The sequence below is a fragment of the Gammaproteobacteria bacterium genome (assembly GCA_035546635.1).
Taxonomy (GTDB): domain Bacteria; phylum Pseudomonadota; class Gammaproteobacteria; order JAURND01; family JAURND01; genus DASZWJ01.
Genome location: DASZWJ010000046.1, coordinates 25071 through 39416, shown reverse-complemented (window position 1 = coordinate 39416; position 14346 = coordinate 25071). Strand labels below are relative to the sequence as shown.

Genomic DNA, 14346 nt, shown 5'->3' with positions numbered 1-14346 from the left:
TATTTTCAATCCGTCCTTGCTCGATTGCGCGCGCATTATTTAATGCACCCTTAAGTTTTATTTACTAAAGAAAATTTTTTTAAGAAAAATACTTAATATTTTCATAAGAATAACATGCCAAAATTAGAGATAAATTAAGTAGGGGATAGGCATTTTCAAGCTATAAAGCATAGTAAATAATTAAGAGCGATTGAGGTAAATATGTCAGGTTTGATGGAAAAAAAGCAAGAAACTTCAAGTGTATTAAGTAAGCTAGAAAAATTAAAAGCACAAAGATTTTATTTACAAACTTTTATTGAGACGGGAAATAGTCAAGAAAAAATTGATAATACTGTGTTAAAAACTGGACAAGTATTTTATCACGCGTTGGAAGAAGGAGGCGTTAAAAAGAAAGCCGTTAGCTTGGATACAGCCATTGATGTATTAAAAGTGATGGATTATTTAAAACAAGATCCTGCGGGAGATCCTTTTAAGCTAGTTGCTAAATCTAAAAGTGATGCGCAATACCTATTTCATGAAACGACTCAATGCGGCGTGCAGCTAACACCGACAGGTGATATTTTACTTAAGTTGGGAGGGGCAATAACGCCAAGTGTTAAAGAAGGTATGGAGGTTATGGATGAAAAATATAAATCCTCAAGTCTCCTGCCGCAAAGTGATATTTGGGAAATTAGATATCAAAGATTTATTGGCCAGGCAAAAAGACTGGGTATGGAAAATATTTCTGTTCCTGAGTTAGTTGTTTTAGATGGAGTTAATACAGATGCTGACGAGTTTACTCGTTTTATCTCTCCTCTGTCAGAGGTAAGAGCAAAATTGATGGAAGAGCCCGAGCTGCAAAATCAATTTGATACAGAAGTACTGACTTCTGAACAGGAAATTTTTAAACAAGCAGTAGATCGATTGCGTCGCTCTTCTCATCATCCTGTATTATTTGATGATAAAGGCGTTGGTAAAATACCGACGCTATCAAAACAGTTTCATGATTGTTTATCTGCGGAAATAAGACAATTAGATACACAGATTGCTTTGCTAGAAAAAACTGAAGCGATGATGGCAAAGGAAAAAGCACATACACAGGCTATAGCAAGAGAAAAAGAAATCGCCAAACAAGATACATTAATTTTCAAGCTTGGAGATACCATAAAAGAAGCGCGCGATACTGCAGTAAAATTTCAAGTACTAGATAGCGCTGAGCCAGTTTTAACTGATGCGGGAAAAACAACGAAAGGTGGCGAGATAGTTTTAGTTTTAAAAGAGGGAAATAAAGAGCAGTGGAAAGCCGTAGTTGAGAATTTAAAAATGAAATTTGCTTTGCCGGAACAAGAGGCTTCAGTATCGCAGCTTGATTTACTCCGTTCTCATGGTTTTTCAATGAATATAACTGAAGCAAGGGATGGTTGTAAAATTAGTATTAGTGGTCCTGCGGTGACTAAAAAAACTATTGAAGCTATTAGAACTTCAGTAGAAATTTCAAATGAAATACAGGAAAAAGTTACGGCTAGTTTAGCTGAAACTTTACAGAATGCTAAGAAAGAAGGTGTTATCAGACTCTCTACATCACCGGTGAGCTTTAATTCATCTCAAAGTAAACTTATTATTTCTGTTAGTGGTGGTGGTCAAGAACAAGTACGGAAAATTGTACAGCAAATGAAAGATTGTGGAATAGTAGGCGTTAATATCCGTTTTAACCAATCGCAAAGAGGCTTTAAGATTGAATTAGAGGGTGCAGGCGTTGGGCCTGCATTAGCTACGGATATCAATTTAATGCTGAAAAAAATGGAGCTGGCAGCCGAAGCAGATAAACCCAAATTTTATGATAAACCTATGAAATTATTTAGTAGCTTCTTCCGTAGCCATCTTCCAGATACATTCAGAGATATGTCGAAAAGAGACCCTGCAGCTGATCTACCTCCGCCTTATTCAGAACAAAGTGAAGATTCCTGTAAACCTGGGTAATTTGAGATAACTTCTGCGGATAGCTGCGATATGTTGTGATAAAATCCCGCAATGCCAAATCTATCTCAACTTCAAAACTCTCTTATTCTACTCTCCAAAACTGCCGGAGCCGCCATACTTGATATTTATCAGGCGGCCCGTCAATATTCCATACAAACCAAAACCGATAACACCCCCCTAACTCAGGCTGACTTAAAGGCCAATGACATACTTATAGCCGGTCTTAAACAGCTCACGCCCGACATACCCATTTTATCTGAAGAAGGCAAACAAACACCGTGGGCAGAGCGCCAGTATTGGCAGCAATATTGGTTGATCGATCCCCTAGATGGTACACGGCAGTTTATCAAACACAGTGGTGAATTTACGGTGAATATCGCGCTGGTTAAAGAGCATCAGGTTGTTTTGGGGTTGATCTATGTACCTGTGACTGGAGAGTGTTATTATGCCGCTCAAGATAGGGGTGCTTATAAACTTGATGCGAAAGGCATGGAAACGCGGCTACAGGTGCGTGCTTGGCAGCGAGGTAAAACCTTGGTGCTGGCCAGTCATTCGGCGGTGGAAGAGCGTACTCGCCGGCGTTTTGGGCACTTGGGTGATTTCACCATTAGACCTTTATCCAGTTCCTGGAAATTTTGCTTGTTGGCTGAAGGCCAGGGGGATTTCTGTCCGCGGTTTGGGGCTACTTGCGAATGGGATACTGCAGCGGGTCAATGTATCCTGGAGCAGGCGAGGGGTGGTATATTTAACTTGGAAGGGGAGCGGTTAAGTTACAATACTAAAGAATCGTTATTAAACCCATACTTTGTCGCAATAGGCGATGTGGCGGCTTTACATCCGCTGATGCCTTGGGGTAAATGGCCGGTATTGCCAGCTATTTACTAGTGCTGTCATCCTTCACTAGCGGGAAGGAATGACAATGAACACAGGAGAAACCAGGCTATGAATACCAATAATAATTCAGAAGGAGTGTATTATATGTCAAAACCTAGAGTAAAAGTCGCGATTACTGGGGCGGCGGGGCAGATTGGTTATGCGATGTTATTTCGCGTAGCTAAAGGCGATATGTTCGGTTGCGAAACCGAAGTAGACTTGCAGCTTCTGGAATTACCAGGGGCATTACCGGCACTTCGGGGTGTGGTGATGGAATTGGAAGATTGCGCTTTTCCGCTGCTGCGCAATGTTGTTGCGACCGATAATGTCTTTGAAGTCATGCGCGATGTCAATTGGGTCATTTCCGTAGGCGCCGTGCCGCGCAAAGCTGGTATGGAGCGTTCTGATTTATTACAGATTAATGGTGGGATCTTCACTGAGCAAGGTAGAGCGATTAATGAACAGGCTGCCTCCGATGTGCGTGTGTTCGTCGTGGGAAATCCCTGCAATACCAATTGTTTAATTGCCATGCACAACGCCCCAGATGTGCCACGTGAGCGTTTTTATGCTATGACGTTACTGGATGAAAATCGTGCACGTTCATTGTTGGCGCAAAAAGCCAATCTAGGCGTAGGTGGTGTCCAAAATATGATTGTCTGGGGTAACCATTCTGCCACGCAATATCCTGATTTTTATCATGCAACCCTTGATGGCCGTTCTGCACTAGATGTCATTGGTGATGAAAGCTGGCTGCAAAACAACTTTATCAGCAGTGTGCAAAAACGCGGTGCTGAGGTCATCAAAGCGCGTGGTGCTTCTTCTGCTGGTTCAGCAGCCAATGCGGCCATAGGCACGGTCTATCGCCTCATCCATGACACGCCTGATGACGATAGTTATTCCGTCTCAATTTGCTCCCGGGGTGAATATGGCGTGGATGAGGGTTTAATTTTCTCATTCCCATCACGTACCAAAGAGGGTAAACATCAAGTCATCACAGGCATTGAACACAATGCTTTTGCTAAAGAAAAAATTGCCATCACTCTCAATGAATTGCGTGAAGAAAAGGAAGCTGTTAAACAGCTAAAACTGATTTAACCATTTGCCACAGGATTTAAACCATGAATCTCAACTTTCTAGAGTTTGAGCGCCCCATTGCTGAACTGGAAGCTAAAATTGAAGAATTGCGACGGCTGGGCACCGATACCGAGATTAATATTTTTGAGGAAATCTCTAAGCTTGAAGGCAAAAGTAAAGATCTGACCCGTTCTATATTTTCTTCGCTCACGCCCGCCCAGGTGGTACAGATGGCGCGTCATCCGTTGCGACCTAATTTTTTAGAATATGTCAGTCGAATATTTACTGACTTTGATGAGTTGCATGGCGATAGACATTTTTCTTGCGGTTTGACTATTGTGGGTGGGTTGGCACGTCTTGAGAATGAACCGGTTATCGTGTTGGGGCACCAGAAGGGGCGCACCACTAAAGAAAAAGTGGAGCGAAATTTTGGTATGTCTAAACCGGAAGATTATCGTAAGGCGTTGCGTTTGATGGAACTGGCCGAGCGTTTTAAACTTCCAATCATTACCTTCATTGATACACCTGGTGCTTATCCTGGCATAGACGCTGAAGAGCGTAATCAAAGTGAGGCCATCGCACGTAACTTAGCGGTGATGTCGCGCCTGCGCACGCCGATTTTATGTGTGGTGACAGGAGAAGGCGGTTCTGGAGGTGCTTTAGGAATAGGGGTGGGGGATAGGATTTATATGTTGCAATATAGTATTTATTCCACGATTTCACCGGAAGGTTGTGCCTCCATTTTATGGAAAAGTGCAGAAAAAGCGGGGGAGGCGGCTCAAGCCATGGGTTTGACCTCAGAACGTCTGCTGAGCTTAGGTCTGATTGATGAAGTCATTGCTGAGCCCTTAGGCGGAGCGCACCGTAATGTCGATCAGATGGCACAGAAGTTAAAACAAGTGTTGAGTGAAGGTTTGACCAGATTTAAAGATGTGCCGATAAATGATTTGCTGGAAACGCGTTATAAACGCTTGATGTCTTATGGGGTTTAGGCTGTCTGAATGTTATCTTGAGCATAGCTGTCGTCCAGTTGGATGACAGCTAGGAAATATCAATACACCCCTATTTCAGGAGCAACTTGCTCCGCCCAGGCGATAATTCCGCCCTGCAAAGAAAACACCCGTCGATATCCCGCAGCCTGCAATAATCTAGCAGCGGTCAAACTGCGCACACCATGCTTGCAATAAACCACCGTCAATTGCTCTTTATCCAGATTTAAGTGCGACACATCAAAATGCGACAGCGGCATAAATTCACCGCCAATGTCACAGATCGCACGTTCATAAGGTTCACGCACATCTAACAACTGCGGTGGTGCAGTCTCCTGTAACCATGCTGCCAACTGTGAGGGCTGCACTTCAGGTACAATAACAGCAGCATTGCATGCGGCAGCATCAAATAGTTCGTCAGATAACTGCTTATGCTGACACAAGGGGCATTCTGGATCAGGATGTACTTGGTATTCTTTAAACTGCATCCCCAGTACATCAACCGTCAACAATCGATCCTGCAGAGATTTGCCCAGCCCTAATGCCAATTTGATCGCTTCAGCCGCCCCAATCGCTCCCATAATACCCGGCAATACCCCCAACACCCCACCCGTTGCACAATCAGGCATTAATTCAACCGGCGGTGGAGAATGATATAAACAGCGATAGCAAGCGCCATCAACCTGATTAAATACGCCAATCTGCCCCTGAAATTGAAAAATACTGGCTGAAACCAGTGGTTTATGAGTCATATGACACACATCGTTTATCAAGTAGCGCGTCTGATAATTATCACTGCCATCCAACACGATGTCATATCTGCTAATCAACTGCTCGGCATTATCACGCACTAATCGCAACGGATAGGTAACAATTTCAATATGCGGATTCTGTGCTGTAAGACGTTGTTTGACTAAATCTGCTTTCAGCAGACCTATATCTGCTTCAGTAAACAAAATCTGCCGTTGTAAATTGCTTATTTCAACCCGATCATTATCAACAATACCCAACTTGCCAACACCAGCAGCCGCTAGATATTGCAATGCTGGACAACCCAAACCCCCTGCACCAAGGCATAAGACCGCAGTGTTTTTTAGGCGCTCCTGCCCCGTTTGAGAAATAATGGGAAAATGGCGGGAATAACGTAAGGTTTCTGTGGGGCTAAGTGGCATGGTGGGTATCGAAGTTGCGAAAGTTTAAGATTTTTTATTGAGAAGAAGTTTAGCTGAAAAATTGGTTATCTATCAATCCTTCTTCTACAAGAATGAGTTTTCACCCCCTTTTTCAAAGGGGGTGAAAAGGGTATATTATTCGCTTCTGGTGGCAGTCAATCTGCTATTATTTTGCGGATGACAAAACTTAGGTTAGCACCCAAGTAAGCTCTCAATCAATTTGCCAGCCCCGCCCGCTAAAACAAACCCTTTTTTTCATGGATGAAAAAAGAGGAGCGTACAGGGATGTATTTACAGCGTGTTTGTTTTAGCGGGCGGGGCTGGCAGATTGATTGAGAGCGTAAATTGGCACTTGTAGTATAGTCCTCTACAGAGCTTTTGATAACTAAGCTAGAGAAAACCATGAAAATAGATATCCCCTCCTTTGAACATGTGCGCGTGCTAGTCGTTGGCGATGTGATGTTAGATCGCTATTGGCATGGAGAGGCATCCCGCATGTCGCCGGAAGCGCCAGTCCCTGTGGTACATATCAATGAACTTGAAGAAAGACCAGGCGGTGCGGGAAACGTAGCGTTAAATCTAGCGGCATTAGGCTGCCAAGTCACTTTGCTCAGCATCGTCGGCAATGACGCACAAGCGCATACTTTGGAAAGCCAGCTCAAACAAGCAGGAGTGAATTCAGTATTCCACTATTTAGATGGTATTCCGACTATCACCAAACTGCGCGTCATAGGGCGCAATCAGCAACTGATTCGGTTAGATTTTGAGCCAGCGCTAGATGCAGTGAAATCTTTTAATTTATTGCCGTTGTTCCGTCAGCACCTGGTTGGAGCAGACATATTAATCTTATCCGATTACGCCAAAGGCGCTTTGCATGACGCCCAGGCCATTATCTGCGCAGCAAAACAAGCTGGTGTACCCATTTTGATCGATCCAAAAACGCGCGATTTTGGTTTATACCGCGGCGCCACCATCGTCACACCCAATCAAAAAGAATTTGAAGCAGTCGTTGGATCTTGCGCCACGCAAGATGAATTGATCGCTAAAGGTCACGGTTTAATGCGGGACTGCGATCTAGGCGCCCTCTTAGTGACCCAAGGTGAGCATGGGATGACCTTGCTGCAAGAAGGTGTACCCCCCCAGCATTTACCGACGCGTGCGCGTGAAGTCTATGATGTCACGGGTGCAGGTGATACCGTCATAGCCGTATTAGCTGCGGCACTGGCTGCAGGCGAAACCATGCATCAGGCGGCTACCCTTGCCAATACCGCAGCGGGCATTGTCATCAGAAAATTGGGCGCGGCAACTGTTTCCGTCCCAGAATTACGCCGCGCATTGCAGCGTCAGCAGGGTTCTGAATTTGGTGTCTTGTCGGAAGAAGAATTAATGGTCGTGGTCGAAGATGCCCGTGCCCACCAGGAAAAAATTGTGATGACCAATGGTTGTTTCGATATCCTCCACGCAGGTCACATTCAATATTTGGAGCAGGCTAGAGAATTAGGGCAACGCCTGATTATTGCTGTTAATGATGATGATTCTGTGCGACGGCTAAAAGGTGCCAAACGCCCAATTAATCCCCTGAGAGAACGTATGACTGTATTGTCGGCATTGCGTGCGGTGGATTGGGTTGTGGCGTTTTCTGAAGACACACCGGAGCGGTTAATTAAATGTGTCACACCCGATGTTCTAGTGAAAGGCGGGGATTATGCTCCCGATGAAGTGGCAGGTGGCCAGCATGTGATAGCCCACGGCGGCATTGTGCAGATTTTGCCGTTTCGTCAGGGATGTTCTACTTCGTCGATTATTGATAAGGCAAAAAATGAGGTTGTGTAAAATGATTCTCACGAAAGATAAAGGCCAGGATTTTTATTAAAAAATATATAAAATACATCTAAAAAAATTAATAAATAATATTTTACAAAAATTCTTCTTGACCTAGCAAGGCGTAGCCGCTATTTTAACGCGCCATGAAAACAAAACGATATTTAGTCAAAAGCCTGGGATGGGTCTTAACTAGCCTGTTCATGTTGCAACTCAGTGCCTGCAGCACCGTCAATGGACAAAATGCTGCCCCGCCAGGATCTTTTAATGCCAATGCCGTGCCTGATGCAGTACCCAGAGCCGAAGCGCTTAGCCATTATGGTAATCCCACTTCTTATAAAGTCGGCGGTAGACGTTATTACGTCATGAGAAGCGCTGAAGGTTATGATAAAACCGGCTATGCTTCTTGGTATGGCACTAAGTTCCACGGTCAGCGCACTTCTAGCCGCGAACCTTACAATATGTTCAGCATGACGGCTGCCAGTCCCATTTTACCAATTCCCACCTATGTGCGAGTCACTAACCTTGCCAATGGTCGCAGTGCGATTGTGAAAGTCAATGATCGAGGTCCGTTCCATTCTAATCGCATAATTGACTTATCCTATGCGGCTGCTGCAAAATTAGGTTATGCAAATCGCGGTACCGCTTTGGTTCGGGTCACCTCAATCACTATGCCTGATATGATGGGTAAAAACTACGCTAGCAATAACGTATCTCCACAGCAGGCAACTTTTGACAGCATCAATAATAGAAAGACGAAAGCGACAGCAACTAATATAAATAACCGAATGTTGGCGCAAAACCAAAAGTCAATGTACTTACAGGTTGGTGCATATAAAGATCGCGGTAAGGCAGTTACCGTCAGTAAGAGAATTGCTGCGCTGACTCAGCGAGAGGTTTCAATTCGACAGAGTTACCGTAATCATGAGCGTGTTTACCGGGTACACATTGGTCCATTAGCAGATGCTGGCGAATCGAGCAAAGTGAGTCAGTTGTTGCAAAAGAACGGTTATGAAAAGCCGATGACTGTCAGTGGATAATTCCTCTTACAGCTTTAGCTTTTTCCCTTCTCCCATATGAACAGCAAAGGAGTTGCTGCAATGTATTATCTTCAAAATTTATCAACCCCAAAGAAACTTATGCACAAACATCCCAAATTTAAAAAAGCCTTGTTCGCAGTCGCACTTGGACTTTGTTCCATGAGTGTAGTTGCCGCCACTGAAAATACTGCAGCAACTGCTACCATTGTTCTGCCTCAGCCCACCGCATTAATTGCTACCGGTAATTTGGCAGAAGCAAAAACCACCTCAGCTGCACCTACACCTACACCTACACCTACACCAGCACCAGCACAAGTAACGAACACGCCAGCACCTGCTGCAAACACAACGACACAGGTACAATCCAACGCGATCCCAACTGCAGCGCAAATTCAAACGGCAACTGCGGCTCCAACTCCTGCCGCCATGCCTATGCCCACACCAGTACCTAAACCCGGGGGAGGACGTGCAGCGGCGTCAACTGGCCCCACCATTGTTCCTGTTCCACCGGAAGTGCAGGCAAAAGCTTATGTATTAATTGACGCCGACAGCGGTTATGTGGTCGCACAGAAAAATGCCGATAGCAAAATGGCGCCCGCCAGTTTGACCAAATTAATGACCATGTTTGTCATTTCTGGAGCGCTGGAAAATAACCGTATACACTTAACTGACCCAGTGCTCATCAGTGAAAATGCTTGGCGTACCGGTGGCTCGCGTATGTTTGTGCAAGTAGGCACACAGGTACCGGTTCAAGATCTGATTAATGGCATTGTAGTCGTTTCCGGTAATGATGCCTGTGTTGCTATGGCAGAACATGTCGCTGGCTCAGAATCCTCTTTCGTCGATCTGATGAATAAAACCGCAGCCGTTTTAGGGATGCAAAATACCCATTATGCTGATGCTACTGGATTACCTGATCCGCAAAATTACACAACGCCGATTGATTTATCTAAGCTGACGCGCGCCATTATTTATACCTATCCGCAAGACTATCAATGGTATAGCCAGAAATGGATGACCTATAACAACATCCGTCAACCCAATCGCAACCTGTTATTATGGCGAGATCCAACAGTTGACGGTTTGAAAACTGGCCATACTGATGATGCGGGTTATTGTTTGGTGGCTTCAGCCAAACGCCAGAATATGCGTTTGATTGCGGTAATCATGGGCGATACCAGCGCTCACCAGCGTGCGACAGATGCTTTAGCTTTACTCAATTACGGCTACCGTTTTTATGAAACGCATCAGTTATATGCTAAAAACACCAAAGTGACTGCAATGCGTGTGTGGTTTGGCAAGTACAAAGAAACACCCTTGGGTGTGGCGCAGAATTTTTATGTCACCATTCCGGTGGGTCAATATAATCAGCTGAAAGGCGGTATAGAAGTGAACCCAGAAGTGAATGCACCCATAGTCAAAGGTCAGAGTTATGGTAACTTGGAAATCAGATTAAATGACCAACTGATCGCCACTCAGCCCATGATCGCTTTAGAGAATAACCCGATGGCGAATGTGTTTTCACGTTTGTGGGATCATGTGTTAATCAAAGTCAATAATTGGTTCCACCGCTCATGAGTCATTCTTCCCGTATTGTTTATTTAAATGGACAGTTTTTGCCGGTCGAACAGGCAACGGTATCGGTGATGGACCGCGGATTTTTGTTTGGGGATGGCGTTTATGAAGTCATCCCCATATTTAATTCACGCTTTTTTTTGCCTAAGCGGCATTTGCAGCGCTTAAAGCGCAGTCTTACTGCAGTAGAAATCGATTTTGCTGTAGATGAAGATCAATTGCTGGCATTATTTGAAGAATTACTGCAACGTAATACTGAGCAAGGTGACACGCAAGTATTGTACGTACAAATTACTCGCGGCGCCGCTTTAAATCGCGACCACTTATTCCCAGAAGGGGTTAAACCGACGTTATTTGCGCAATGCACTGCTGTCAAACCTTTGACTGAAGCTGAGATGCGTCAAGGTAGCCATGCTATCACTGTGCAAGATACACGTTGGGCATGGTGTTATATCAAAGCCATTACCTTATTGCCCAATGTGTTATCCGCGCAGCATGCTAGGCAGGTTGGTGCACGAGAAGCTATTTTGTTGCGCGATGGGGTGGCGCTTGAAGGTTGCAGCAGCAATCTATTTATTGTGAAAGATGGGGTTATTATCACTCCACCCGCAAATTATCAAATCCTAGGTGGCGTGACGCGTGATATCGTGTTGGAATTAGCCAGATCAAATCAAATGCCAGTCAAAGAAGCCTCAGTGACGGAAAACATGTTGCGCCACGCGGATGAAGTGTGGATGACTGGTTCAGTAAAAGAGGTTTTGCCGATAACACAGCTGGATGATAAACCCGTGGGTACAGGTAAAGTGGGAGCTGTGTGGGAGAAGATGCAGCGGTTATATCAGGATGCTAAGAAAAATCTGATACAGTAGTTATTTTTTGGCTGTCATCCTGAGTAGAGGCTGTCATCCTGAGCGCAGTGAAGGATCTCCATATGCTGGCACCACTGCGCTCAGGACGACAGCCTTTGCTTTCTTCAAAGACGGAAAACCCGAAGTAAGCTTGACTTCATACAGGACAAAGTTGCCATGCCCACAGAAAACCGAACCTCTGCCATTCCCTTCCCTTGCGATTTTCCTATCAAAGTCATGGGCAAAGCCGACCTCGAATTCCAAGCTGCCGCTCTTGCCATCATCCGCAAGCACGTGCCCACTTTGGGAGAGGCAGCAGTGCATGAGCGTTATAGCAAGGGCAACAAATACCTATCGCTAACCGTGACTGTCTACGCCACCAGCCAAGAACAATTGGATTCCATTTACCGCGAATTAAGCGCTAATGAGCATGTGGTAATGGTGTTGTAAGTCTTTTAATCACAATATTCTTGCTTAAATCTTGCATATCTTCGTGTTTTAAAGCTAATAATTTCTATAAAAAATACCCTTTGCTCCGCATAAAAAATTAAACTTCGGTTTTAAAATCAAATCCGCTTTGACTTGAACAAAAATCTGAATTTCTAGAGGTGATCTTAAGATAGCTTTAATTTTTAAGAACTAAAATACCATTTTAAAGAAATCATAATTCATATAGTGAGAGTTTAAAGTGGAAATCCCAAGCTATTCAATCTCTTACCGCAGAAATAGATCTAGCAATCGGGCGGAATTTTAACGATGCGGTGTATTCTGCATGGGAAGACAAGTTAAGAAAAGTTAAGAAAGCACTACAATCTCAAATTCTTGAAAATCCTGAAACTCCTGTTATAGTTCATACTCGTCCTCCTCTTACGACTAAATTTTTTGCTAATCCCAGTTCTTCTAGCTCATCTCCAAGCCTAAGCGCTTCAGATTCTGCTACAATAATGCATGGTACTTGCCCAACCCCTTTTTCAAAGGGTGGTGAGTAGTTGCGGATTGAGGCAGGTAGTTTGAAGTCATTTCCACAAAACCACCTGCCACCAAAATGGTAGACGCAATGAAATTTCGTAATGTTTAACCTTAGCTTTTTTCAGCAATAATTCCCATTCGGAGCGAGTAAAACCACGCCGAATAGAAATACTTCCGTCATAACAAATCAACCGGCTGCCAAGAAGGGGACTGAACAGGGAATGTAGCCATTGTGCCATGCGATGCCGGTAGAGATCATTTAGGATGACGGCCTGCTTAGCTGTTGTGGCGGCGGTGTGTAGGAACTCGATTAATTCTTCGTCGCTTAGATGATGGCAGACCAAGGTAGCTACCAGTAAATCCAGACTGTTTTCAGGCAGTTTCAGTTCAGGTTGGGGCTGCAAATAAAAACCAACATCGATGGCGGGGTTGGTTTCTTTCCATGTGGCTAAAGTTTGATTGGCAGCATGAATGGCTTCTGTGCTGATATCCAGCCCTATCAAATGCATAGCAGGAAAATGTTCGCTTAAATGCAGTAAGAATTGTCCGCCACCGCAACCGATGTCGGCTAAAGTTTCCGCAGCGGGGAAGCGTTTGATCGTTTTGACAGTGCTTTTAAAAATGCCTAACAGTTTATTGATAATAAAAAGTTTCGAGAGAAAGTTTTGATATTCTTCAGGCGTGTAATGATCGGGACCTAAGTCGATCAGCTCTTTTTCCTGTGAGCGTTGGGTCAGCATATTTTTTATCCTAAAAAGTCGCTACTCACCCCCTTTGAAAAAGGGGGTCGCAGCCTTTGGCTGCGGGGGGATTTAAAGAGCTTTGAGTGCTTAATCTGGTGTATACTGCTCCAGCCTTTTAAATCCCCCCGCACGCCTTGCGGCCTGCGACCCCCTTTTTCAAAGGGGGTGAGTTACCTAATAGAACTCCTTCCACAGTCAATCCCGGTCCAAATCCCAGGCCAATCGCCCAAGGTGAAGTTCTAGATTGCTTATTCATGGCATCCAATATAAATAAAAAAGTAGCGCTAGACATATTGCCATGTTGCGCAAGGACCTCCCAGGAACAAGCCAGATGTTCTTCTGTCAGATTCAAGGCATTTTGTACCGCGTTTAAAATTTGTTTACCCCCGGGATGCACAGGCCACTGGCAATCATAAATACCAACTCCCTTAGGCAGTAATTTTTGTGCAAATTCTGCAATATGTTCAAAAATAAATTGCGGCACATCCGGTTTAAGCCCCATCAAAAAGCCAGTATCAATCACTTCCCAAGTCATTTTGTCGGAAGTATCTGGCAAGGAATAGCTGACGTTTTTTTCTATAGAATAAAGTGCCTGCTCGAAGGGTTTGGCATGCGTGCCAACAATGCACGCTGCCGCGCCATCGGCAAATAAAGCATTGCCGACTTGATGCTCTGGGTCGTTAGAAGCTTGTAAATGCAGAGTGCAAAGCTCGCAGCAAACCACTAGAATGCGAAAATCTGGATTTTGTCTAGCATAAGCCGCTGCCAGATCCAAACCTTTAAAAGCGCCAAAACATCCCATCATATTCAAGCCAATCTGATTAATATACGGACTTAAATGCAGTGATTTTTGTAAATAAGATTGTACGCCCGGCGCCATCACGCCGGTGCAAGACACAAAAATAATATGGGTGATATCTGCAGCTTTTCCGCCCCAGGTATCTAGCGCCAGTTGTGCTGCTTGATGAGAGAGCTTGGGCGCTTGCTGTTTATAGATGGCATTGCGCGCTGCTGTACTTATGGGATTTTTCTTACCGAAAATCTGCCAGCTATCGATCTCTTCAGCAAAAGCCGAGACTACACTCTGGCGATATTTAACACGTGAATTGCTATAAAGACGTTGTAACCATTTAGTTTCTCGCTCATCTAAATCACTGATAACAGCCATTTTTCTTGCTACGACATCTTGAGCCTCCCTAAAGGGAGGCACTGCGGTGGCTAGTCCCAAAATCTGTGGAGTGCCAGCATCAAAAATGGCTGGTTGAGCAAGGGTCTTGGACATT

12 protein-coding genes are annotated in these 14346 nt (G+C 44.5%); 9 read left to right on the top strand and 3 right to left on the bottom strand.

Annotation, left to right across the window (positions count from 1 at the left end):
- Positions 1 to 201: 201 nt before the first annotated feature.
- From VHE99_12350 to VHE99_12335, 4 genes are all read left to right on the top strand, one after another.
- Positions 202 to 1959 (top strand): hypothetical protein, encoded by a 1758-nt coding sequence (locus VHE99_12350; GenBank protein ID HVV69800.1) that lies wholly within the window; start codon positions 202 to 204, stop codon positions 1957 to 1959.
- A gap of 51 nt (positions 1960 to 2010) precedes the next feature.
- Entirely contained in the window at positions 2011 to 2844 is an 834-nt protein-coding gene (cysQ, locus tag VHE99_12345) for a 3'(2'),5'-bisphosphate nucleotidase CysQ (protein ID HVV69799.1), read from the top strand.
- Between the two features lie 93 nt (positions 2845 to 2937).
- Positions 2938 to 3927 carry a malate dehydrogenase gene (locus tag VHE99_12340; GenBank protein ID HVV69798.1) on the top strand — a complete coding sequence of 330 codons (990 nt, stop codon included), beginning with the start codon at positions 2938 to 2940 and terminating at the stop codon, positions 3925 to 3927.
- Between the two features lie 23 nt (positions 3928 to 3950).
- A complete protein-coding gene (locus VHE99_12335) occupies positions 3951 to 4898 on the top strand; it encodes an acetyl-CoA carboxylase carboxyltransferase subunit alpha (protein ID HVV69797.1) in 948 nt (315 codons plus the stop codon).
- Positions 4899 to 4957: 59 nt separating this feature from the next.
- Here VHE99_12335 and VHE99_12330 read toward each other — a convergent pair whose 3' ends face one another.
- On the bottom strand, positions 4958 to 6067 hold the full coding sequence (locus VHE99_12330; GenBank protein HVV69796.1) for a ThiF family adenylyltransferase: 1110 nt from the start codon (positions 6065 to 6067) through the stop codon (positions 4958 to 4960).
- 402 nt (positions 6068 to 6469) lie between these two features.
- Between VHE99_12330 and hldE the strand changes: the two genes are divergently transcribed.
- From hldE to VHE99_12305, 5 genes are all read left to right on the top strand, one after another.
- Positions 6470 to 7900: a bifunctional D-glycero-beta-D-manno-heptose-7-phosphate kinase/D-glycero-beta-D-manno-heptose 1-phosphate adenylyltransferase HldE gene (gene hldE, locus VHE99_12325; protein HVV69795.1), complete on the top strand. Its 1431-nt coding sequence runs from the start codon at positions 6470 to 6472 to the stop codon at positions 7898 to 7900.
- A gap of 134 nt (positions 7901 to 8034) precedes the next feature.
- Positions 8035 to 8928: a septal ring lytic transglycosylase RlpA family protein gene (locus VHE99_12320; protein ID HVV69794.1), complete on the top strand. Its 894-nt coding sequence runs from the start codon at positions 8035 to 8037 to the stop codon at positions 8926 to 8928.
- Positions 8929 to 9027: 99 nt separating this feature from the next.
- Complete coding sequence (locus tag VHE99_12315; protein HVV69793.1) at positions 9028 to 10506, top strand: D-alanyl-D-alanine carboxypeptidase family protein; 1479 nt, start codon at positions 9028 to 9030, stop codon at positions 10504 to 10506.
- A complete protein-coding gene (locus VHE99_12310; GenBank protein HVV69792.1) occupies positions 10503 to 11372 on the top strand; it encodes an aminotransferase class IV in 870 nt (289 codons plus the stop codon). The genes VHE99_12315 and VHE99_12310 overlap by 4 nt, the downstream gene beginning before the upstream one ends.
- Before the next feature lie 156 nt (positions 11373 to 11528).
- Positions 11529 to 11801 carry a DUF493 domain-containing protein gene (locus VHE99_12305; GenBank protein HVV69791.1) on the top strand — a complete coding sequence of 91 codons (273 nt, stop codon included), beginning with the start codon at positions 11529 to 11531 and terminating at the stop codon, positions 11799 to 11801.
- A gap of 566 nt (positions 11802 to 12367) precedes the next feature.
- Here VHE99_12305 and VHE99_12300 read toward each other — a convergent pair.
- Positions 12368 to 13060 carry a methyltransferase domain-containing protein gene (locus tag VHE99_12300; GenBank protein ID HVV69790.1) on the bottom strand — a complete coding sequence of 231 codons (693 nt, stop codon included), beginning with the start codon at positions 13058 to 13060 and terminating at the stop codon, positions 12368 to 12370.
- 118 nt (positions 13061 to 13178) lie between these two features.
- Entirely contained in the window at positions 13179 to 14345 is a 1167-nt protein-coding gene (locus VHE99_12295; GenBank protein ID HVV69789.1) for a type III polyketide synthase, read from the bottom strand.
- Between the last annotated feature and the right edge of the window lies 1 nt (position 14346).

Bases quoted from the DNA above. Each gene is read 5' to 3' on its own strand.
- VHE99_12350 (HVV69800.1), top strand. From the start codon at position 202: ATGTCAGGTTTGATGGAAAAAAAGCAAGAAACTTCAAGTGTATTAAGT.
- cysQ (HVV69799.1), top strand. From the start codon at position 2,011: ATGCCAAATCTATCTCAACTTCAAAACTCTCTTATTCTACTCTCCAAA.
- VHE99_12340 (HVV69798.1), top strand. From the start codon at position 2,938: ATGTCAAAACCTAGAGTAAAAGTCGCGATTACTGGGGCGGCGGGGCAG.
- VHE99_12335 (HVV69797.1), top strand. From the start codon at position 3,951: ATGAATCTCAACTTTCTAGAGTTTGAGCGCCCCATTGCTGAACTGGAA.
- VHE99_12330 (HVV69796.1), bottom strand. From the start codon at position 6,067: ATGCCACTTAGCCCCACAGAAACCTTACGTTATTCCCGCCATTTTCCC.
- hldE (HVV69795.1), top strand. From the start codon at position 6,470: ATGAAAATAGATATCCCCTCCTTTGAACATGTGCGCGTGCTAGTCGTT.
- VHE99_12320 (HVV69794.1), top strand. From the start codon at position 8,035: ATGAAAACAAAACGATATTTAGTCAAAAGCCTGGGATGGGTCTTAACT.
- VHE99_12315 (HVV69793.1), top strand. From the start codon at position 9,028: ATGCACAAACATCCCAAATTTAAAAAAGCCTTGTTCGCAGTCGCACTT.
- VHE99_12310 (HVV69792.1), top strand. From the start codon at position 10,503: ATGAGTCATTCTTCCCGTATTGTTTATTTAAATGGACAGTTTTTGCCG.
- VHE99_12305 (HVV69791.1), top strand. From the start codon at position 11,529: ATGCCCACAGAAAACCGAACCTCTGCCATTCCCTTCCCTTGCGATTTT.
- VHE99_12300 (HVV69790.1), bottom strand. From the start codon at position 13,060: ATGCTGACCCAACGCTCACAGGAAAAAGAGCTGATCGACTTAGGTCCC.
- VHE99_12295 (HVV69789.1), bottom strand. From the start codon at position 14,345: ATGTCCAAGACCCTTGCTCAACCAGCCATTTTTGATGCTGGCACTCCA.